The 19,792-nt window shown below is 62.8% G+C and carries 17 protein-coding genes and 1 tRNA gene; 3 read left to right on the top strand and 15 right to left on the bottom strand.

Annotated features, from left to right (window positions below; all coding sequences use genetic code 11):
• Window positions 1-94 precede the first annotated feature (94 nt).
• A complete protein-coding gene (gene nudE, locus E8E95_RS27160) occupies window positions 95-661 on the top strand; it encodes an ADP compounds hydrolase NudE (RefSeq protein WP_120654057.1) in 567 nt (188 codons plus the stop codon).
• A complete protein-coding gene (gene cysQ, locus E8E95_RS27155) occupies window positions 658-1,479 on the top strand; it encodes a 3'(2'),5'-bisphosphate nucleotidase CysQ (protein WP_280355277.1) in 822 nt (273 codons plus the stop codon). The genes nudE and cysQ overlap by 4 nt, the downstream gene beginning before the upstream one ends.
• A gap of 150 nt (window positions 1,480-1,629) precedes the next feature.
• Here cysQ and E8E95_RS27150 read toward each other — a convergent pair whose 3' ends face one another.
• The 5 genes from E8E95_RS27150 to arcD form a co-directional block, all read right to left on the bottom strand.
• Entirely contained in the window at window positions 1,630-3,537 is a 1,908-nt protein-coding gene (locus E8E95_RS27150) for a beta-ketoacyl synthase (RefSeq protein ID WP_280355275.1), read from the bottom strand.
• 354 nt (window positions 3,538-3,891) lie between these two features.
• Window positions 3,892-4,824 (bottom strand): carbamate kinase, encoded by a 933-nt coding sequence (arcC, locus tag E8E95_RS27145; RefSeq protein WP_179061235.1) that lies wholly within the window; start codon window positions 4,822-4,824, stop codon window positions 3,892-3,894.
• A 71-nt stretch (window positions 4,825-4,895) separates the two neighbouring features.
• Window positions 4,896-5,906: an ornithine carbamoyltransferase gene (locus tag E8E95_RS27140; protein ID WP_280355272.1), complete on the bottom strand. Its 1,011-nt coding sequence runs from the start codon at window positions 5,904-5,906 to the stop codon at window positions 4,896-4,898.
• Between the two features lie 105 nt (window positions 5,907-6,011).
• Window positions 6,012-7,262 carry an arginine deiminase gene (arcA, locus tag E8E95_RS27135; protein ID WP_077525667.1) on the bottom strand — a complete coding sequence of 417 codons (1,251 nt, stop codon included), beginning with the start codon at window positions 7,260-7,262 and terminating at the stop codon, window positions 6,012-6,014.
• An 18-nt stretch (window positions 7,263-7,280) separates the two neighbouring features.
• A complete protein-coding gene (gene arcD / locus E8E95_RS27130) occupies window positions 7,281-8,708 on the bottom strand; it encodes an arginine-ornithine antiporter (RefSeq protein WP_179061233.1) in 1,428 nt (475 codons plus the stop codon).
• A 367-nt stretch (window positions 8,709-9,075) separates the two neighbouring features.
• Between arcD and E8E95_RS27125 the strand changes: the two genes are divergently transcribed.
• Window positions 9,076-9,438 carry a DUF5064 family protein gene (locus E8E95_RS27125; RefSeq protein WP_280355269.1) on the top strand — a complete coding sequence of 121 codons (363 nt, stop codon included), beginning with the start codon at window positions 9,076-9,078 and terminating at the stop codon, window positions 9,436-9,438.
• Between the two features lie 284 nt (window positions 9,439-9,722).
• Here the strand turns inward: E8E95_RS27125 and E8E95_RS27120 are convergent, their stop codons facing one another.
• The 10 genes from E8E95_RS27120 to E8E95_RS27075 all read right to left on the bottom strand — a co-directional run bounded on the left by E8E95_RS27120 (window position 9,723) and on the right by E8E95_RS27075 (window position 19,792).
• Window positions 9,723-11,096: a sigma-54 dependent transcriptional regulator gene (locus E8E95_RS27120; protein WP_280355267.1), complete on the bottom strand. Its 1,374-nt coding sequence runs from the start codon at window positions 11,094-11,096 to the stop codon at window positions 9,723-9,725.
• Window positions 11,093-12,904 (bottom strand): ATP-binding protein, encoded by a 1,812-nt coding sequence (locus E8E95_RS27115; protein WP_280355266.1) that lies wholly within the window; start codon window positions 12,902-12,904, stop codon window positions 11,093-11,095. Before E8E95_RS27115 ends, E8E95_RS27120 begins: the two co-directional genes overlap by 4 nt.
• A gap of 114 nt (window positions 12,905-13,018) precedes the next feature.
• Complete coding sequence (rfbD, locus tag E8E95_RS27110) at window positions 13,019-13,885, bottom strand: dTDP-4-dehydrorhamnose reductase (RefSeq protein WP_280355263.1); 867 nt, start codon at window positions 13,883-13,885, stop codon at window positions 13,019-13,021.
• A complete protein-coding gene (rfbC, locus tag E8E95_RS27105) occupies window positions 13,882-14,427 on the bottom strand; it encodes a dTDP-4-dehydrorhamnose 3,5-epimerase (RefSeq protein WP_280355261.1) in 546 nt (181 codons plus the stop codon). The genes rfbD and rfbC overlap by 4 nt, the downstream gene beginning before the upstream one ends.
• The gene (rfbA, locus tag E8E95_RS27100) at window positions 14,424-15,296 is read right to left on the bottom strand and encodes a glucose-1-phosphate thymidylyltransferase RfbA (protein WP_280355259.1); all 873 of its coding nucleotides are present in this window, start codon (window positions 15,294-15,296) and stop codon (window positions 14,424-14,426) included. The genes rfbC and rfbA overlap by 4 nt, the downstream gene beginning before the upstream one ends.
• Window positions 15,293-16,357: a dTDP-glucose 4,6-dehydratase gene (gene rfbB, locus E8E95_RS27095; protein ID WP_280355257.1), complete on the bottom strand. Its 1,065-nt coding sequence runs from the start codon at window positions 16,355-16,357 to the stop codon at window positions 15,293-15,295. The genes rfbA and rfbB overlap by 4 nt, the downstream gene beginning before the upstream one ends.
• Window positions 16,358-16,740: 383 nt before the next feature.
• Window positions 16,741-16,816: transfer RNA gene (locus tag E8E95_RS27090), tRNA-Thr, on the bottom strand.
• Window positions 16,817-17,111: 295 nt separating this feature from the next.
• Entirely contained in the window at window positions 17,112-18,326 is a 1,215-nt protein-coding gene (locus tag E8E95_RS27085; RefSeq protein ID WP_280355255.1) for a methyltransferase, read from the bottom strand.
• 84 nt (window positions 18,327-18,410) lie between these two features.
• Window positions 18,411-19,100, bottom strand: a complete 690-nt coding sequence (locus E8E95_RS27080; protein WP_280355253.1) for an ABC transporter permease — start codon at window positions 19,098-19,100, stop codon at window positions 18,411-18,413.
• A complete protein-coding gene (locus tag E8E95_RS27075) occupies window positions 19,097-19,792 on the bottom strand; it encodes an ABC transporter permease (protein WP_280355252.1) in 696 nt (231 codons plus the stop codon). Before E8E95_RS27075 ends, E8E95_RS27080 begins: the two co-directional genes overlap by 4 nt.

Here is a 19,792-nt window from a genome sequence, read left to right as displayed (position 1 = left end):
TGCGTCGCTGGCCGTCGCGGGCACGCAATCTCCGGCGGGGACATTCGACAAAGGCGGAGTATGATAACCCGCCGGTCATGCCAAGGAGTCCGTTATGCGTCAGAAGCCCACGGTGCTCGCTCGCGAGATAGTCGCCAGCAGCCGCCTGTTCCGTGTCGAGGAATTGCAGTTGCGTTTCGCCAATGGCGTCGAGCGCACCTACGAACGCCTGGTGGGCAAGGGCTCCGGTTACGGTGCCGTGATGGTGGTGGCCATGGCCGATGCCGAACACGTGCTGCTGGTGGAGGAATACTGCGCCGGCACCGACGACTACCAACTGTCCCTGCCCAAGGGGTTGATTGAACCGGGCGAGGAAGTACTCGCCGCCGCCAACCGCGAGCTCAAGGAAGAAGCCGGGTTCGGTGCGCGCAAGCTGGAGCACCTCACCGAGTTGTCCCTCTCCCCCGGTTACATGAGCCAGAAGATCCAGGTGGTCCTGGCCCGCGATCTCTACGAGGAAAGCCTGCCCGGTGATGAGCCGGAACCGCTGCGGGTCGACCGCATCAGCCTGCGCGAGCTTTCCAGCCTCGCCCAGCACCAGCAATTCAGCGAGGGTCGCGCCCTGGCTGCGCTATACCTGACACGAGACATCCTGACCCAACGTGGGGAGTATCAACCTTGAACCATCCCTTGCTTCCCGCCGTGATCGAACTGGTGCGCCAGGCTGGCGATGCCATCCTGCCTTTCTGGGGGGGTGACCTGGACGTTACCGAGAAGGACGACGCTTCGCCCGTGACGGCCGCCGATCTCGCCGCTCACAAAGTCCTCGATGCCGGGCTGACGGCACTGGATGCGAGCATTCCGGTCCTTTCCGAAGAGGCGGCCAACATCCCCCTGGCCGAGCGTGCCAGCTGGCAGCGCTGGTGGCTGGTGGACCCGCTGGATGGCACCAAGGAGTTCATCTCCGGCAGTGATGAGTTCACCGTCAACGTGGCGCTGATAGAAGGTGGCCGGGTGGTCTTCGGTGTGGTCGGCATGCCGGTGACCGGACGCTGCTACTACGGCGGCGCTGGCCTTGGCGCCTGGAGTGAGGATGAAGAGTACGAGGCCGACGAAATCGCGGTACGCATCGCGCCAGACGAAGCGTTCACCGTGGTGGCCAGCAAGCGCCATTCGAGCCCGGCGCAGGAGCGCCTGCTGGCGGGGCTGTGCGAACGCTTCGGTGATCTGCAGCTGGCCAGTATCGGCAGTTCGCTGAAGTTCTGCCTGCTCGCCGAAGGGTCAGCGGACTGCTATCCGCGTCTCGCGCCCACTTCGCAGTGGGACACCGCCGCCGCCCAGGGCGTGCTCGAAGGTGCGGGTGGCGAGGTGCTGAATCTCTCCGGGGAACCCCTTACTTATGAGGCTCGCGAGAACTTCCTCAACCCGTCCTTCCTGGCGCTGCCGGTTGCCGCCGAATGGCGGGCTGAGCTGATTCAGCTGGCGCGCGCGCTGGACTGAGCACGCCAGAAACGAAAAAGGGCCCCGAGGGGCCCTTTTTCGTGGCGGTCGCTTCACTCGTAGGATGGCGTAGAGCGAAGCGAAACCCATCACCACGATCGATGGGTTTCGCAGGCTCTACCCATCCTACGGTTATCCACAGAAATCGCCTCAGTCGAGCATATCGGCGAAGCGCTCGTCCTTCTTGTAGCGCAGGGTCTGGGCGAAGCCGGGAACCTGGATACCTTCGGGGCTCAGTTCGATCTGTTGCTCGTCGATCAGGTCGTTGCCGAAGTTGTAGATGATGTCCAACTCGCCCAGGCGCGCGCGGCGATCGTATTCCTCGGCGTTGGCGCGGGTCTGCTCGCGCTTGGCGTTGTAGGCGGAGAAGGCCGCTTCGCCATGGCGCTTCTTCAGCATCTTCTCGGCCAGGCGCGGGGAAATGACGACGCCAGTGGCGTTGTTGCCGCCAAAGCCCTTGGAGTTGATGAAGCAGACGTCCATTTGGCGATCGCCCAGGACCCGATCACGGGTTTCGATGGACAGGTGCTGGCGATGGACGTCGTCGGCCACGCGGTCAATGGTCTTGATGCCCGGCAGGATGCCGTACTTGAAGGTGCCCAGGGCAGCGATCACTTGGTCGCCGCTGGCGGTGGCCAGGGAGTGACCGACGTAGGCCTTGACCGCCGCAACAGGCCATCCTTCGATGCCGAACGCACCGGCAACGCGGTCCAGCAGCTCGGACTCGGTGACGCGGTTGGCCGGGGTGCTGGAGCCGTGGGCATGGACGAAGCTGCGCTCGCGCACGCCATCCGGGCCGATCAGCTGGGTGGCGGCAGCCACGGCCTTGGCCAGGGTCAGGTAGTTGCCCGGGCCGGGAGCGGAGATGGATTTCTTGAAGCCGTCGGCGTTGATGAACACATCGGTCACTGCACCATGGATATCCGCGCCCAGTTCCAGGGCCAACGCGTCGTCCATCAGCACCACGTACTGGCTGGACTCGGCCAGCGTAAAGCCGCAGTTTTCGCCGAAGGGGCGGCTGGCACGTTGGAAGTCGACGTCCTCGCGGCCGCCGACCTGGCGCAGGCCTTCCTCGGTCGCCAGGGCGCCCATGGCGCCGTAGCCGTCGATGCATTCCTGATTGATTGGCGCCTCGGCATTGCCCACCAGGACCACACGGGCGTGGCCGGAGGTGATGAGCTCGATGCCCTTCTGCAAGTTGTAGAGGAAGGTGGCGCACGCACCAGTGACGCTGCCGGTGGTGCCGACGCTGCCCAGCACGTAGGCGTTGATGAAGTCGGCGGGCATGGTGTTCAGGCCAAGCGGGCACTGCTTGGCGGTGACGCGGCTGCCCTTGAGGCGCGACTGCATCATGCCGCCGAATCCGAACTCGTCCAGCTGGCTCATGATGCTGCCGGAGAACACGGCGATTTCGTCGGGCTGCACGCGGTCGACGATGTCCTTCCACGGCAGGCCGATGGAACGGATGGCGTCGGTCGCCGCGACCACCGACATCTGCAGGCCGCGCGGGTGGAAGCGGGAGTTGTACAGTTCCCCCGGCTCGAAACCGGTGGGCAGTTGGCCGGCGGACTTCACCGGCAGCTCACGGTAGCTGTCCACCTTGAAGTCGGAGGTGCCCTTCAGGGTCACGCGCACTTCACCGTTGTCCAGGGTTTCCACGTCCCAATTGGCCGGCAGCGGCTCGGGGAGTTGTTTGCGCGAGGTGATGAAGCTGAGGGCCTCGCCATCGGTGGCCGAAACGCTGAGGTTCTTGTGCCAGTGAGCGGCGTCTACATCCAGGTGTTGCTTGCCGATGCGGCGAACCAGGGTCGCGTCGAGGATCTCGGCGGCGTAGCGGGCTTCGATCTCCGCCAGGGTCAGGACCTTGCCGTCGGCATCGTGGTACTGGCCATCGGTCACCGATACCAGCTTCGTCATCACGGCGAGGCCGGCCAGGGTTTCCTGGCGGGCCTGGGCGTCCAGGGTCTCGATCACGATGCGGCGGAAGCCGTGGTGGAACGAGCTTCGCCCAGCCGCGTTGTAGCCGCCAAAACCCACAATCACTGGAAGTCGGGACATCTCTCGGAAACTCCTCAAAAAGACCATCTCATGCCTGCGGGAGGGCTTGCCCACGGGGCGCCGCGTGTCGGGGCGGCAATTTGCGGGGTCAAGCGTCACGGGCCAGGTGGCATGAGCCAGGTGGCAGCTCGAATGAACGGGATGTCTACCTGACGCGGGGTGTGACTATCAAGTCACTCCTTTGGTCATTCGGCGGAATGATTGAGGGGCGCAATGCGGAGGGGGAGGGAAGCAACCTTGTGGGGGCGATTTCAATCGCTGAGCAGACCGCAGGCCTGCTTTCCGGGATATCCGAGGGCAGCTGCGCTGCCCTTTGCGAATGAATTCGCCCCCACAGGGGAGGGTGCCTCGCGATCAGCGGTACTCGATGCCGGCTTTCTTGGTGCTGACGCGGGTACCGGACTTGCCTTCGGTGATCGCCACGATGTTTTCCAGGGAGCCGATCACCGCGTCCTTGCCAGTGAGACGGGCGAACTCCATGGCGGCCTGGACTTTCGGACCCATGGAACCAGCGGCGAAGCCGAGGCGTTCCAGTTCGTCCGGGTGGGCCTGGGCGATGGCTTTCTGAGTGGGCTTGCCCCAGTCGATATAGGCCGCGTCCACGTCGGTGGCGATGATCAGCACGTCGGCATTGAGCTCCTGGGCCAGCAGCGAGGAGCAGAGGTCCTTGTCGATTACCGCTTCGACGCCGGAGAGCTTCTTGCCCGACTCGTCATACATGGTCGGGATGCCGCCACCGCCTGCGCAGATGACGATGGTGCCTTTCTCCAGCAGCCATTTGACCGGGCGAATCTCGAAGATGCGCTTCGGACGCGGGCTGGCGACCACACGGCGGAATTTGTCGCCATCGGGGGCGATGCTCCAGCCCTTCTCCTTGGCCAGGGCTTCGGCCTCTTCCTTGGCGTAGACCGGGCCGATGGGCTTGGTCGGATTCTGGAAGGCCGGGTCCTTGGCGTCGACTTCGACCTGGGTGAGGATGGTGGCGAACGGCACTTCGAACGGCAGCAGGTTGCCCATTTCCTGTTCGATCATGTAGCCGATCATGCCCTCGGTCTCGGCGCCGAGAACGTCCAGCGGGTAGGGCGCGACCTTGTCGTACGAAGCGCCCTGCAGGGCCAGCAGGCCCACTTGCGGGCCGTTGCCGTGGGCGATCACCAGTTCGTTGCCCGGTGCGACCTTGGCAATCTGCTCGGCGGCGATCTTCACGTTGGCGCGCTGGTTGTCGGCAGTCATGGGTTCGCCACGACGTAGCAGGGCGTTACCGCCCAATGCGACGACGATACGCATATTGATTTCCTCCTGGGGATGGAATGCGTCCCGGACCGGCGAGCGCGTCGCGGTCCGGGGCGTATCGGGACTTACATGTCGGCGAGGGTCGAAACGAGGATCGCCTTGATGGTGTGCATGCGGTTCTCCGCTTGCTCGAAGGCGATGTTGTACGGCGACTCGAAGACGTCTTCGGTGACTTCAATACCGTTTTTCAGGTTCGGGTACTTCGCGGCGATTTCCTTGCCGACCTTGGTTTCGCTGTTGTGGAACGCAGGCAGGCAGTGCATGAACTTCACGCGCGGATTGCCGGCCGCTTTCATCATGTCCATGTTGACCTGGTAGGGCAGCAGTTCCTGGATGCGTTCGCCCCAGGCTTCCACCGGCTCGCCCATGGAAACCCAGACGTCGGTATGGATGAAGTCAACGCCCTTGACCGCTTCCTTCGGATCGTCAGTGATGAGGATGCGTGCGCCGCTTTCTTCCGCGAACTTCTTGCAGGCGGCGACGTGCTCGTCGGTCGGCCACAGTTCCTTGGGTGCGGCAATGCGCACATCCATGCCGAGCTTGGCGCCAATCAGCAGCAGGGAGTTGCCCATGTTGTTGCGGGCGTCGCCCAGGTAGGCATAGCTGATTTCATGCAGAGGCTTGTCGCTGTGCTCACGCATGGTCAGCACGTCCGCCAGCATCTGGGTCGGGTGGTATTCGTCGGTCAGGCCGTTGAACACCGGCACGCCGGCGTACTTGGCGAGTTCTTCGACGATTTCCTGCTTGAAGCCACGGTACTCGATGGCGTCGTACATGCGGCCAAGCACGCGAGCGGTGTCCTTCATGCTCTCCTTGTGGCCGATCTGCGAGGAATTCGGATCGATGTAGGTGACGTTGGCGCCCTGGTCATAGGCGGCCACTTCGAAGGCGCAACGGGTGCGGGTCGAGGTCTTCTCGAAAATCAGCGCGATGTTGTTGCCCTTGAGGTGCTGTTGCTCGGTACCGGTGTACTTGGCGCGTTTCAGGTCGCGGGAGAGGTCGAGCAGGTAACGCAGCTCGCGGGTGCTGTGGTGCATGAGGCTGAGCAGGTTACGGTTGTGCATGTTGAAAGCCATGATTCTTTCTCCTTGTGAGTAACTTGAAACCAGGCTCCGTCAGAACAGCTTTTGGCTGGCGGGGCGGGCGGCTCCGGGGGTTGGGAGCCGCCAGGGGATATCAACTCAGTAATCGATCGGGTCGCGCAGGATCGGGCAGGTCATGCAGTGGCCGCCGCCACGGCCGCGGCCCAGTTCGCTGGCGCTGATGGTGACGACTTCAACACCGGCCTTGCGCAGCAGGGTGTTGGTGTAGGTGTTGCGGTCGTAGCCGACGACCACGCCGGGCTCCAGGCAGACCACGTTGTTGCCGTCGTCCCACTGCTCGCGTTCGGCCTCGAAGGCGTCGCCGCCGGTTTGCACCACGCGCAGTTTCTTCAGGTTGAGGGACTCGGCCACCACCGAGATGAAGTCCTTGTCTTCGCGGCGGATATCGATGCCGTATGGGCGGCTCTCATCCGGACGCAGGACGAAGGGCACGATTTCCTTGACCACTTCCGGGAAGACGGTGACCAGGTCGCGGTCGCAGAAGGTGAACACGGTGTCCAAGTGCATGGCAGCACGGGACTTGGGTAGCCCAGCGACGACGATTTTCTGCGCCGCGCCCTTGCTGAACAGCGCCTGGGCCAACTGGCCGATGGCCTGGCGGGAAGTCCGCTCGCCCATGCCGATCAGTACCACGCCGTTGCCGATCGGCATGACGTCGCCGCCCTCGAGGGTGGACGCCGCATGATCCTTGTCAGGGTCGCCGTACCAGACCTCGAACTCGGCCTCGGTGAAGGTCGGGTGGAACTTGTAGATGGCGGAGGTCAGCAGGGTTTCCTGGCGACGGGCCGGCCAGTACATCGGGTTGAGGGTCACGCCGCCGTAGATCCAGCAGGTGGTGTCACGGGTGAACTGGGTGTTGGGCAGCGGCGGGAGGATGAAGCTGGAGTGGCCCAGGTAGTCGCGATACATCTTGATCGCGCTGACGCCTTCGCTTTCCGGCAGGTCGGAGCCGGCGACGCCGCCGATGAGGAATTCGGCGATCTTGCGTGGTTCCAGGCCTTCGATCCAGGAGCGCACTTCATTGACCAGGCCGACGCCGACCTGGTCGTTGGTGAGTTTGCGATCAAGGATCCATTTCAGGGCTTCCTTGTTCTGCACGATGTCGGTGAGCAGGTTGTGCATTTCCAGTACATCGATACCGCGCTCACGCATCTTGGTGACGAAGTCGAAGTGGTCGCGCTTGGCCTGGTTTACCCAGATCACGTCATCGAAAAGCAGCTCGTCGCAGTTGTTGGGGGTCAGACGCATATGCGCGAGCCCCGGCGAGCAGACCATTACCTTATGAAGCTTGCCGGCTTCCGAATGAACGCCGAGTTTTACTTTGGACATGGCAGGTCTCCTTACGAGTTACAGGGTCAGGAAGCCGTCGTAGAGCCCGTAGGCGGCCACGACCGCGCCGATAACCACGGCGGCGAAGATCAGCTTCTCGACATTGGTGAATACCGGTTGGCCAACTTCCCGTTTGGCCTTTGCAAAGAGGATCACGCCCGGTGCATAGAGCAGGGCGGAGAGCAGCAGGTACTTCACGCCACCGGCATACAGCAGCCAGACGGCGTAGATCAGGGCGATGACGCCGATGACCAGGTCCTTGCCGCGGTCCTTGGCGTCCTGCTCGTAGGTCTCGCCACGCAGGGGCAGCAGCACCGCGTAGGCAGCCGACCACAGGTAGGGCACCAGGATCATGGAAGTCGCCAGGTAGATCAGCGACAGGTAGGTGCTGGCACTGAACAGCGTGATGATCAGGAACACCTGCACCATGGCGTTGGTCAGCCACAGGGCGTTGGCCGGGACCTGGTTGGCGTTCTCCTTGCGGATGAAGGCCGGCATGGTGTGGTCCTTGGCTGCGGCGAAGAGGATCTCGGCGCAGAGCAGCACCCAGGAAAGCAGGGCACCGACCAGGGAAATGACCAGGCCGACGCTGATCAGCACGGCGCCCCAGTGACCGACCACGTGCTCGAGCACCGCCGCCATGGACGGGTTCTGCAGTTTGGCCAGTTCCGGCTGAGTCATGATGCCAAGGGACAGCACGTTAACCAGTACCAGGAGCAGCAGCACGATGATGAAGCCCAGCACCGTGGCCTTGCCGACGTCGCTGCGCTTCTCGGCCCGTGCGGAGAAGATGCTCGCACCTTCGATGCCGATGAACACCCAGACGGTGACCAGCATCATGTTGCGCACCTGGTTCATCACGCTGCCCAGTTCGATGTTCTTCGAACCCCAGATGTCAGCGGTGAAGATGTCCAGCTTGAAGGCGAACAGGCAGATGAGGATGAACAGGAACAGCGGCACCACCTTGGCTACGGTGGTCACCATGTTGATGAAGGCTGCTTCCTTGATTCCGCGTAGCACCAGGAAGTGCACGGCCCAGAGGACGATGGAGGCACCGATGATGGCCGCGAGCGTGTTGCCTTCGCCGAAGATCGGGAAGAAGTAGCCGAGGGTGCTGAACAGCAGCACGAAGTAGCCGACGTTACCCAGCCAGGCACTGATCCAGTAGCCCCAGGCCGAGGAAAAGCCCATGTAGTCGCCGAACCCGGCTTTGGCGTAGGCATACACCCCGCCGTCGAGGTTCGGCTTGCGATTGGCCAGGGTCTGGAAGACGAATGCCAAGGTGAGCATGCCCACCGCGGTAATGCCCCAGCCGATAAGTATGGCGCCGACATCGGCACTGGCCGCCATGTTCTGCGGTAACGAGAAAATCCCCCCGCCCACCATTGAACCGACAACCAGCGCGACTAGGGCGCCTAGTTTAAGTTTGTCGGACGATTCAGACATCTTGCACCTCCATCCGGAGTAGGAACTGTGCTTATTGAGCGCTTGGCCTGTTCACCGCGTTCTGATCCAGATCAATAGCTGGCTAATGAGTCATGCGGACAATTTCCTTACTGTCGTAGATGGGAGGGAGTTACTGCAGATCGCTGCCCAGAACGAGCAATTTAGAGGGTTCGGCATGCCATCCCGGGCAACGCCTAATACAAACTAGCCGGTTTTCCCGAGCCTTCAAGTTGCAACTTGCACGAATTGGATTGCATCAGAAATGCCCCATATTCCTTGTAGGAAATTACATATTTTTGTAGGGATATTTCGCTATAAGGGGGGATTTTTGGACTAGGAAAGGGTGGGAATTTCGAGAGGAGGAAACATGTTCAAAGTAGGACAAATTGCCATCAGTCGAGCTTCCGTCGGACGAATTCCGGCCTTTGATTTGGCGTTGGAATACGACATCGAAAAACGTGGAAGAGACCCGTTCGTCAACTTCGAGCTGCATGGGCAGATCGCTGGAAAACCGGTGCACGAGCGCTTTTCCTTGCACGGCGACGTCGCCTACAACTTCCTTCACAGCGCGGGGTTGCGATTGCGCAAATACGGCTTCCGTCCCGGGCTTGCCGCGATGCCCGAATTGCGCGCCGACTTCGAAAAGGCCTATGCCGACCTGCGGGAAAGGCTGGGCGTTGCGCCCGGCCAGCCGGTGGACCTGGATCGCTTCCTGCTCGAGCGACCATGAGCCTTATTAATGAAGAAGCCCGGCACTTGGCCGGGCTTCGATCACCCGGCGGGTAGCTGGGTGGGTGCTTCTGGGCCTGGCCCATCGGCGTCGAGAGGAGAACCCCATTGCTGGCTTGTGGCCGGCTGGGGGAGAGGTCAGACCCTGGCTGGGCCTACCTCCTGACCCTGCGCATTGCAGGGATTGCCGTTTAGATGGCAAGCCTTGTGCCACCAGGTTGCAGCCGCTCTATTCCGGGCTCCTTCGTGGTGAGGTGACGTCGCAAATGAGCGGAATATTGCCGATCAGTCCTGTTCTTCTGCGGGATTCCCGCCGCTGAAGCTGAGGTTGTGCTTGCGCAACTTGTCCGAGAGCGTCTTGCGCGGCAGGCCGAGCGCTTCGGCCACACTGCGCAGCGAGCCATGGGGACGGGTCAGTTCGGCCGCGATCAGCGCGCGCTCGAAGGCCTCGACTTGATCACTCAGGCCGCCTTCCACCGTCGGCAGGTTGGCCGGCGCGTTGTCCAGGTTCAGGTCCAGGCCCAGGGCGAAGCGTTCCGCGGCGTTCTGCAACTCCCGGACATTGCCCGGCCAGCCGTGGGTCAGCAACAAGGCGCGCTGGCTGCTATCGAGGCTGCGCGGGGCGGCACCGTGGCGGCTGCAGGCGGCGTCGGCGAAATTCTGGAACAGCGCCAGGGCGTCCTCACCGCGTTCGCGCAAGGGGGGAATGCGCAGGCTGGCCACGTTCAGGCGGTAGTAGAGGTCGGCGCGGAACCGGCCCTGGTCGGCGGCGTGGCGCAGGTCCTCCTTGGTCGCGGCGATCACGCGGATATCCAGTGGGATCAGTTGGTTGGCGCCAAGGCGCTCCACGACGCGTTCCTGCAGCAGGCGCAACAGCTTGACCTGGACATCCAGGCTCATGCTTTCGATCTCATCGAGGAATACCGTACCGCCATTGGCGAACTCGAACTTGCCGATGCGGCGCTTCTGCGCGCCGGTGAACGCACCTTGTTCGTGGCCGAACAGCTCGCTCTCCACTACCGATTCGGCCAGGGCGCCGGCGTTGATGGCGACGAAGGGTCCGTCGCGGCGTGCCGACAGATCGTGCAGGGCGCGGGCTACCACTTCCTTGCCGGCTCCAGTTTCACCCAGGATGAGCACGTCGGCATTGGTGGCGGCGAGGGCGCCTATCTGCTCGCGCAACCGTTGCATGGCGGGCGACTGCCCTACGAGGCGCCCGCTGAGTTGCTGGCGATCGGACAGGGCCATGCGCAGGCTGCGGTTTTCCAGCACCAGGCGGCGCAGGTCCAGGGCGCGGTGCACGCTGTCCAGCAACTGGTCGCTGGGGAAAGGTTTCTCCAGGAAGTCATAGGCGCCTGCGCGCATGGCCTGGACGGCCAGCGGAACATCACCATGGCCGGTGATCAGCAGCACCGGCAGATCGGGATCGCGTTCGCGCAGTTGCTTCAGCAATTCGAGGCCGTCGATGCCGGGCATGCGGATATCGGTGACCACCACCCCCGGCCAGTCCTTGTCGATCTTCTCCGCCACGCCCTGGGCATCGCCGAGGGCTTGCACCTTGAGGCCTGCCAGGTCGAGGGTCTGGCTGAGGGCCTGGCGCAGGTGCGGGTCATCGTCGATCAGCAGCACCTGGGTTCGGGCATCGAGGGCGTTGGTCATGCAGAGAGGTCCTCAGGGGGCTGTGGGATGACGCCGGGCGCGGCGTTGCGCATGCGCAGGGTGAGCAGGGCACCACCGTCAGGGTGGTTGGCGAACAGCAACTCGCCGTCAAGAGCGCGCATCAGGCTGTCGCAGATGGCGAGACCCAGGCCAAGGCCTTGGGCGCTGGTCTTGGTGGTGAAGAAGGGCTCGCGGGCATGGCGCAGGGCTTCTTCGGAAAAGCCGGGGCCGTTGTCGCGCAGGTGCAATTCCACACCGTCGGCAGTGGTTCCGGCGCTCAACCAGATGCGGCGCGGATGGGGTTTTTCCTTGAGCGCATCGAGGGCATTGGCGAGCAGGTTGCCGAGTACCTGGCGCAGTCGGGTTTCACCGGCCTGGACCCAGAGCGGTGCGTCTGGCAGGTCGCGGATCAGTTCCACGTCCATGGCCCGGCGGCGTTGTGCAACGAGGGCCAGGGCATCATCCAGGGCCGGCTGCAGCGCGACGCTTTCCGGCGCGTGACGATCGCGACGGGCAAAGGCACGGAGGTGGGCGATGATCGACGCCATGCGGCCGGTTAGCTCGCTGATCTGGCGCAAGTTGCCGCGGGCATCGTCGAGGCGCTGGTGGTCCAGCAGCACCCCGGCGTTGTCGGCATAGCTGCGGATCGCCGCCAGGGGCTGGTTCAGCTCGTGGCTGATGCTCGCCGACATGGTGCCCAGGGCGGACAGTTTGCTCGCCTGAACCAGTTCGTCCTGGGCGCTGACCAGCTCCTGCTGCGCCTGCTCGCGCTCCAGCACCTCGTCCTTCAACCGGCTGTTCAGCGCCTCGAGGTCCTGGGTGCGTTCCAGCACGCGCATTTCCAGCTCGCGGCGTGCCTTGGCGTCGAGGGCGATGCGATCCAGGTAGTGACGGCGGCGCTGCATCATCAGGCCGAGTAGCAGCAGCAGGGTCAGCAGCGTGGCGCCGCCGATGGCGACCGTCGTGGTCACCTGGCGGTCCACCAGTTGGCGCGGGGCCAGGATGCTGGCGGTCAACCCGGTTTCGCGGAGCTCGCGGCTCTGGGTGAGCCAGTCGCCGTCGTCCAGTTTCAACGGTGGCGGCGCCTGGGTCGGGTAGGGCTGGTTGGCGACTATCGCCGAGCGTTCGGCGTTATCCAGCGGGCGGGTGGCATGGAAGCGCCAATCGCTGCGCGACGAGATGATCACCACGCCATTGGCGTCGGTCACCATGAGCTGCTCCGGGGTCTTGCCCCAGAGGGTTTCCGCGTCGTCCAGATCCACCTTCACCACGAGTATGCCGATGATCTGTGTGCCGTCGCGTACCGGGCTGGCGAAGAAGTAACCGCGTTTGCGCGAGGTGGTGCCGAGGCCGAAGAAGCGGCCCTGCTTGCCTGCGAGGGCTTCGCGGAAGTAAGGGCGGAAAGGAAAGCTGCGGCCGACGAAACTGTCTGTCTGATCCCAGTTGGAAGAGCTCAGGGTGAGGCCGGCGGGGCTCATCAGGTAGATCACATCGGCCCCTGTGTGCTGGCGAACTTCAGCCAGCACGCGATTGGCTTTGGCCCGCAGGGTTTCGCTGTCGGGCGCGGCAAGCAGGTCCCGCAGCGGCGGCAGGTCGGCCAGGATGGGCGGCAGCACCTCGTAGCGGTGCAGGGTGCCGAGCAGATTGGCGACGTACAGATCGAGGGTCTGGCGATTCTGCTCAGCCAGAGACTCGCTGTAGTAGCGCTCGCTGAAATGCTGCAGCGGCCAGAGCAGCGGCGCGAGCAGCAGCGCCAGGAGCACCAGGCTGCGCCAGCGTGGGCGGTGGGGAATGGGGGTGGCAGTCATGCGATCACTGTGCGCCGGTCGATGAGGCGCATTATGGCATCGACGCCCGGGACCCGTGGCGTGGCTGATACGAGAGGTGGAAGCCACGGGGAGGAGCGAGCGCCTCCCCGAGGGTCAGCGTGGCTGACGGAGGCACTCGGCCAGGGCAATACGCCAATCGGGCAGAGCGACCTGCCAGTCGTTCGCCAGCTTGCGGCCATCCAGCCGCGAATTCAGCGGGCGCCGGGCCGGCGTCGGGTACTCACTGGACGGAATCGGCAGCAGACGAGCACAGGGCTTGCCGGCGGCTTTCAGCTGGTCAGCGATGGCACTGGCAAAGCCGAACCAGGAGGTCTCGCCGCGGTTGGTCAGGTGATAGACGCCCCAATGGCGATTGCCCGCCTGCCACTGATCGATCAACTGGGCCGTGGCCTGGGCGATGCTGCCAGCCCAGGTCGGCGCCCCCACCTGGTCATCCACCACGCGCAGCTCTTCGCGCTCCTGCAGCAGGCGCTGCATGGTGAGCAGGAAGTTGCGCCCGTGCAGCGAATAGACCCAGCTGGTCCGGAGGATCAGGTACTGCCCGCCGACGGCCTGGATCGCCTGCTCGCCGGCCAGTTTGCTGGTGCCGTAGACGCCCAGCGGCTGGGTCGGGTCGTCCTCGACGTAGCGGCCGTGCTTGGCACCGTCAAAGACGTAGTCGGTGGAGTAGTGGAACAGCGGAATACCGAGTGCGGCCGCCTCTTCAGCGAGTACGCCGGGGGCCGTGGCGTTGATTGCGACGGCGGCTTCCGCATCGGTCTCGGCCTGGTCCACCGCGGTGTACGCGGCGGCGTTGATCAGCAGGTCGGGGGCCAGGGCACGGACCTGCTGGCGGATCTGCTCGGGATGGGCGAGATCAAGCCGGTCACGCCCCAGGGACACGACCGCTGCCTTGCCGGCGAGGGCGAGCTGGAGTTCCCGTGCCACCTGGCCGCTATTGCCGGTTACCAGAATCTTCATTCGAACAGGTCCGCGTCCTTGAAGTTGACCCCGGCCTTGTCCTTGGCGGACAGCTGCGGCGCTTCAGTGAGCGGCCAGTCGATGGCGAGATCGGGATCGTCCCAGCGAATGCAGCGCTCATGCTCGGGGGCGTAGTAGTTGGTGGTCTTGTAGAGGAACTCGGCGTAATCGCTCAGGACCACGAAACCGTGCGCGAACCCCTCGGGGACCCAGAGCTGGCGCTTGTTTTCGGCGGAGAGAACGATACCGGCCCATTTGCCAAAACTCGGCGAGCTGCGACGTAGATCTACTACAACATCGAAGACTTCGCCCGCGGTTACGCGTACCAGTTTTCCTTGCGGCTGCTGTAACTGGTAATGAAGTCCGCGCAGGACGCCGCGTTGGGAGCGCGAGTGGTTGTCCTGTACGAAGTCACGTGTAACGCCGGTTGCTTCTGCAAAAGTTCGAGCATTGAAGCTTTCGAAGAAGAAGCCGCGATCATCGCCAAACACTCTGGGCTCGAGGACCACAACGTCGGTCAATTGAGTCTCAACGATTTTCACTCATGCTCCCCGGCCAGCTTGAGCAAGTACTGTCCGTAGCCAGTCTTGCCGAAGGTCTTGGCCTGCTCAAGTAGCCTTTCTTTGGTGATCCAGCCGTTCTGGAAAGCAATTTCTTCCAGGCAGGCGACCTTCAAACCCTGGCGATGTTCAATGGTCTGCACATACTGCGACGCATCCAGCAGGCTGTCGTGGGTACCGGTATCCAGCCACGCGAAACCACGACCAAAACGTTCGACGCGCAGATCACCACGCTGGAGATAGGCGTTGTTGATATCGGTGATCTCCAACTCGCCGCGCGCGGAAGGTTTGACTGCCTTGGCCAGTTTGATCACGTCATTGTCGTAGAAGTACAGGCCAGTTACCGCGTAGGGCGATTTGGGCTGTTTGGGCTTTTCTTCGATCGACAGCGCCTTGCCCTCGCCATCGAACTCAACGACACCGAAGCGTTCCGGATCCTTCACCAGGTAGCCGAAGACCGTTGCACCTGTCTGGTGGCTGGCGGCGCGCTTCAGCATGTCCCTGAAGTACGTGCCGTGGAAGATGTTGTCGCCAAGGATCAGGCATACGGAGTCGTCGCCTACAAAGTCTTCGCCAATGATGAAGGCTTGGGCGAGTCCGTCAGGCGATGGCTGGACGGCATAAGTGAAAGACACCCCGAACGCGCTACCGTCACCCAGCAGGTTGCGATACTGCGGAAGGTCCTGGGGGGTAGAGATAACCAGAATCTCGCGGATGCCGGCGAGCATCAGGACCGAGATCGGGTAGTAGATCATCGGTTTGTCGTAGATCGGTAGGAGCTGCTTGGACACACCCAGGGTAATCGGATGCAGTCGAGTGCCGGAGCCGCCGGCGAGGATTATCCCTTTCATTCTGTTGCTCCCAGTCTTTCTCTTTGATAGCTGCCGTCTTGCACACGACGGCACCATTCCAGGTTATTGAGGTACCACTCGACTGTCTTGCGCAGGCCGCTCTCGAAAGTCTCCCGAGGTGTCCAGCCGAGCTCACGCTCGATCTTTCCAGCGTCGATGGCATAGCGCACATCATGGCCTGGGCGGTCCTTGACGAAAGTTATCAGCTCGTCGAAGCGAGTGATCCCAGCCGGTTTCTGCGGTGCCAGTTCTTCCAGCAGGGCGCAGATGGCCCGAACCACATCGAGGTTCTTCTGCTCGTTATGTCCGCCGATGTTGTAGGTCTCGCCCACAGTGCCGCGGGTAACCACTTCGACCAGCGCACGCGCGTGGTCCTCGACGAACAGCCAGTCGCGGATTTGCTGGCCATTGCCGTAAACCGGCAGCGGCTTCCCTTCGAGGGCGTTGAGGATCATCAGCGGAATCAACTTCTCGGGGAAGTGATAGGGGCCGTAGTTGTTCGAGCAGTTCGTCAATAGGACCGGCAGGCCATAGGTGCGCTGCCAGGCACGGACCAAGTGGTCCGAGGCCGCTTTGCTGGCGGAGTAGGGCGAACTGGGTGCATAGGGTGTGGTTTCGGTGAAGAGGTCATCGACGCCATGCAGGTCGCCATACACCTCGTCGGTGGAAATGTGGTGGAAGCGGAAAGCAGCCTTGCGCTCTGCATCAAGGCCAAGCCAATAGGCGCGGACACTTTCCAGCAGGCTATAGGTGCCGACGATGTTGGTCTGGATGAAAGCTGCTGGACCATCGATAGAGCGATCGACGTGGGATTCGGCTGCCAGATGCATGACAGCGTCGGGCTGGAAACGTGCAAGCGCAACAGAGATTTGCGCGCTGTCTGCGATGTCGGCCTGCAGGAATTCGTAACGTGGATTGCTTTCTACTTCCAGCAATGACTCGAGATTGCCCGCGTAGGTGAGTTTATCCACATTGAGGACTTGATGTGCCGTTCCCACCATAAGGTGGCGGATAAGTGCGGAGCCAATGAAACCGGCTCCGCCGGTCACTAAAATTCGCATATGGATTTCCTTTCGCGGATGTTGCCAACCGGCAGACGCTGTACCGACAAAGATTCTCGCAATGGTAACTCAGGTGGGCTCCTTCTTCAGCCGAAGCTTGGCCTATCCAAGCGCTGCGGATTACTGCTCGCATGGCCGAGATCCAATCTCTGTTGTACCCGCAGGTAGCGCCGATCACTGGGTATCGTGGGGCCGAACGCGTTGGGTGCAAATGACAGAGCTTTGCGCTCGATGTCTGAGTGGCTCTCTTACCTGGCTGTTCGTATCCCGTGACTCCGGCCAGGCGGAAGATATGTACTGCCGAAACACCAAACAGACAATTGCGAAAAAAGACTTAGATGCAAAAAGACCCGCTGCAGAGCGGGTCTTTTGCTTGGATTTTATGGTGCCGGCACCAGGAATCGAACCCGGGACCTACTGATTACAAGTCAGTTGCTCTACCAGCTGAGCTATACCGGCCAGAAGGGGCCGCCATTATATCGATTGGGCGGGGCGAGTAAACCTCTGTGAAGCAGGTTGAGGCAGTTTCCAGCATCAGCGGCCAGCGGCTTATGCACAAAGGTGATGTGTTCTGGTACGTCGGCTCTGGAATTTTGTGCGCTGCGTCTCGGAATTTAGCAGGCTTCTGTATTTATTCGGTTTTCCAAGTGAGATTAAAAAATGATCACCGGGCTCCGATTGAGCCGAGAAAGGCATTTCAATGGTTTGCCCAGATTTCATCAACAAAGTTATCCACAGCTTCTGTGGGTAAGCCTCAGCGCTCGGCCAGTAGCAGGATGTTCCGCGGGGTGAGGGAGGGCGGGCAGAAGCTGCCGAGGGTGACCTGGTAGCCCCGCTCTTCGAGGAACAGGGCTCGGTCCAGTACCAGCCAGAGTTCCAGGGGGCGGCGGAACAGGCTGCGGGGGAGTTCCAGGTTGCGGACTATGGCAAGGCGTTGCCAGCCTGCGGTTTCCAGCGCCTGCCAGTCGCGGTCAGTTGGGGCGGGGAGCTGCTTGAGTTCGCAGAGATCGCGGCAGAAGTCGGGGAATGACTTGTCCAGCCAGCTGGTTGCGAGGGAGGGAACGGGAAGATAGCGGTCCTCCCCCGTCAGCTCTCGTTGCAGCAGGTCGAAGGCCAGACGACGCGCCATGGACTGGTCGCGCTGGCGGCGGACGCGGGCGCCTGCGGTGACGGTTTCGCTGATGGACAGGCGCAGGTCGGAATGGCTGAGTTGCAGTGTGGAAGCTTTGGCCGTCTCGGAGAGGGGCTCATAGTTCGGCGTGCGGATGCGGTTGTAGCAACAAGGGGCGACGGCCAGTTGGCGGCAACCGGTCTCGCTGGCCAGCTGCAGCAGGCGCACGTGGAGATCGCCACAGGCATGCAGGGCGACCGCTGTGTGTTCGGCTGTCAGGTGGCGCAGGGCGTCGTCTGCCAGGGCGTCCTGTTCACGGTGTTGGGCGGCGAGGCCCAGGCGCTGGCTGAGTTGCTGGCCGCCAGCGACGAGCTGCGGGTCGAGCTCTATGCAGGTCAGCTGTGTGCCGCCATGGGCCAGGCGTCGACCGAGATGCCCCTTGCCGGCGCACCAGTCCAGCCAGTGCTCGGGCGGCTGACGAAAATCCAGGCGGCTGGCGAAGGCGTCGATCTGCTGCCATTTGCGCCCGGGGACGTCCACCGTGAAAGCATTGGGTAGCGTTTCGGCCTGTACGGCAGGCAGCTCACCTAATCGGCAGAGTTCGACAGAACGCGCTGCAAGCTGTGGATAAGGTGCGGGTGCCTGCAGGTCTTCGGGCCGGTTGTGGATGGCATCGGCATCGGCCAGGCTGCGCTCGCGGAGCCATGCGGCCAGTTCGGGAAGTTGGTTTTCCCAGGACAATCGAAGTTCTGTAAAGGGGATTGGGCGCCAGATCGCCTGATGCTCGCGCAGGAACTCATCCAGGGCGGCAAAGCGTTCCCGCAGGTGCGGGCCTCGGAGGGGCGCGGAGCTGGTCATGCTGGCGAAACGGTGGGAATCAGGGGTGGCGATTGTAGCGCCGCCAAGTCCGCTCCTCATCCGGGGACGAGGAGCGGTCGAGGCTTAACGTCCTTGCAGGGCATCCACGCGAAGCTTGCGCTCGAGCAGGCGGAAGGCCCGAACCAGCACGTACGCCATCAGCAGGTAGAAGAGGCCAGCCGCGAAGAAGATCTCTACCGGCAGGTAGGTGCGGGCGATGATGGTCCGTGCCATGCCGGTGAGTTCCAGCAGGGTCACGGTACTGGCCAGGGCGCTGGCCTTGATCATCAGGATCACTTCGTTGCTGTAGGCGGGCAGGCCGATGCGCGCGGCGCGCGGCAGGATGATGTAGACCAGTGCCTGGAAGCGCGACATGCCGAGGGCCCGGGCTGCCTCGATCTCACCCGGCGGAACGGCCTGGATGGCGCCACGCAGGATTTCCGCGATGTAGGCGGCGGTGTGCATGGTCATGGTGATCACGGCGCACCAGAACGGGTCGCGCAGGTAGGGCCATAGCGGGCCTTTGCGTACCGCTTCGAACTGCGCCAGGCCGTAGTAGACCAGGAACAATTGCACCAGCAACGGCGTGCCACGGAAGAAGAAGATGTAGCCGTAGGGCAGGGCGCGCACGTACCAGTGGCGCGATGCGCGGGCGATGCCCATTGGCACCGCGAGGATCAGGCCGGCGACCACCGCGATGGCAACCAGCTCCAGGGTCAGGATTGCACCTTGGGACAGTTGCGGCAGGTATTTGAGGATGACTTCCCAGTTCATGCTGCGCTCCGCTTGAAGCCACGGCTTGCGCGCTTCTCAAGCCAGTGCATGCCGATCATCGCGAGGATGGTCAGGCCCAGGTAGATGAAGGCGGCCACCATGTAGAAGGTGAAAGGCTGTTTGCTGGCGGTCACGGCGATCTGCGAACGGCGCATGATTTCCTCGAGGCCGATCACGGAGACCAGGGCGGTGTCCTTCATCAGGATCATGAACAGGTTGCCCAGGCCCGGCAGGGCGATGCGCCACATCTGCGGCAGGATCACGCGCCAGAGAATACGTCCGCTGGACAAGCCGAGGGCCATGCCGGCCTCTCTGTGCCCCTTGGGAATGGCCAGGATGGCGCCGCGGAACACTTCGGTGGCGTAGGAACCGAAGCACAGTCCGAGGGCGATGGTGCCGGCGGCGAAGGCGTTCAGCTCCAGCTCGGGGTAGCCCAGCCATTCACCGAGGGCGCGCATCAGGTTGACCGTACCGAAGTAGATCAGCAGTACCCAGAGCAACTCCGGGACCCCGCGCACGAGGGTGGAATAGGTGCCACCAAGCCATTGCAGCGGCTTGATGGAAGAAGTCCTGGCCAATGCACCGAGCAGGCCGAGCACCAGACCAACCGTCAGCGCGGAAAGCGCCAGTTTGATGGTCATGAGGGTGCCCGCGACCAGGGCAGGGCCGAATCCGTAGAGATCGAGGGTCAT

This window comes from Pseudomonas sp. BN414, assembly GCF_029871275.1.
Lineage (GTDB): Bacteria > Pseudomonadota > Gammaproteobacteria > Pseudomonadales > Pseudomonadaceae > Metapseudomonas > Metapseudomonas resinovorans_C.
The sequence above is the reverse complement of the archived record's forward strand: the minus strand, read 5'-3'. Positions and strand labels throughout refer to the sequence as shown.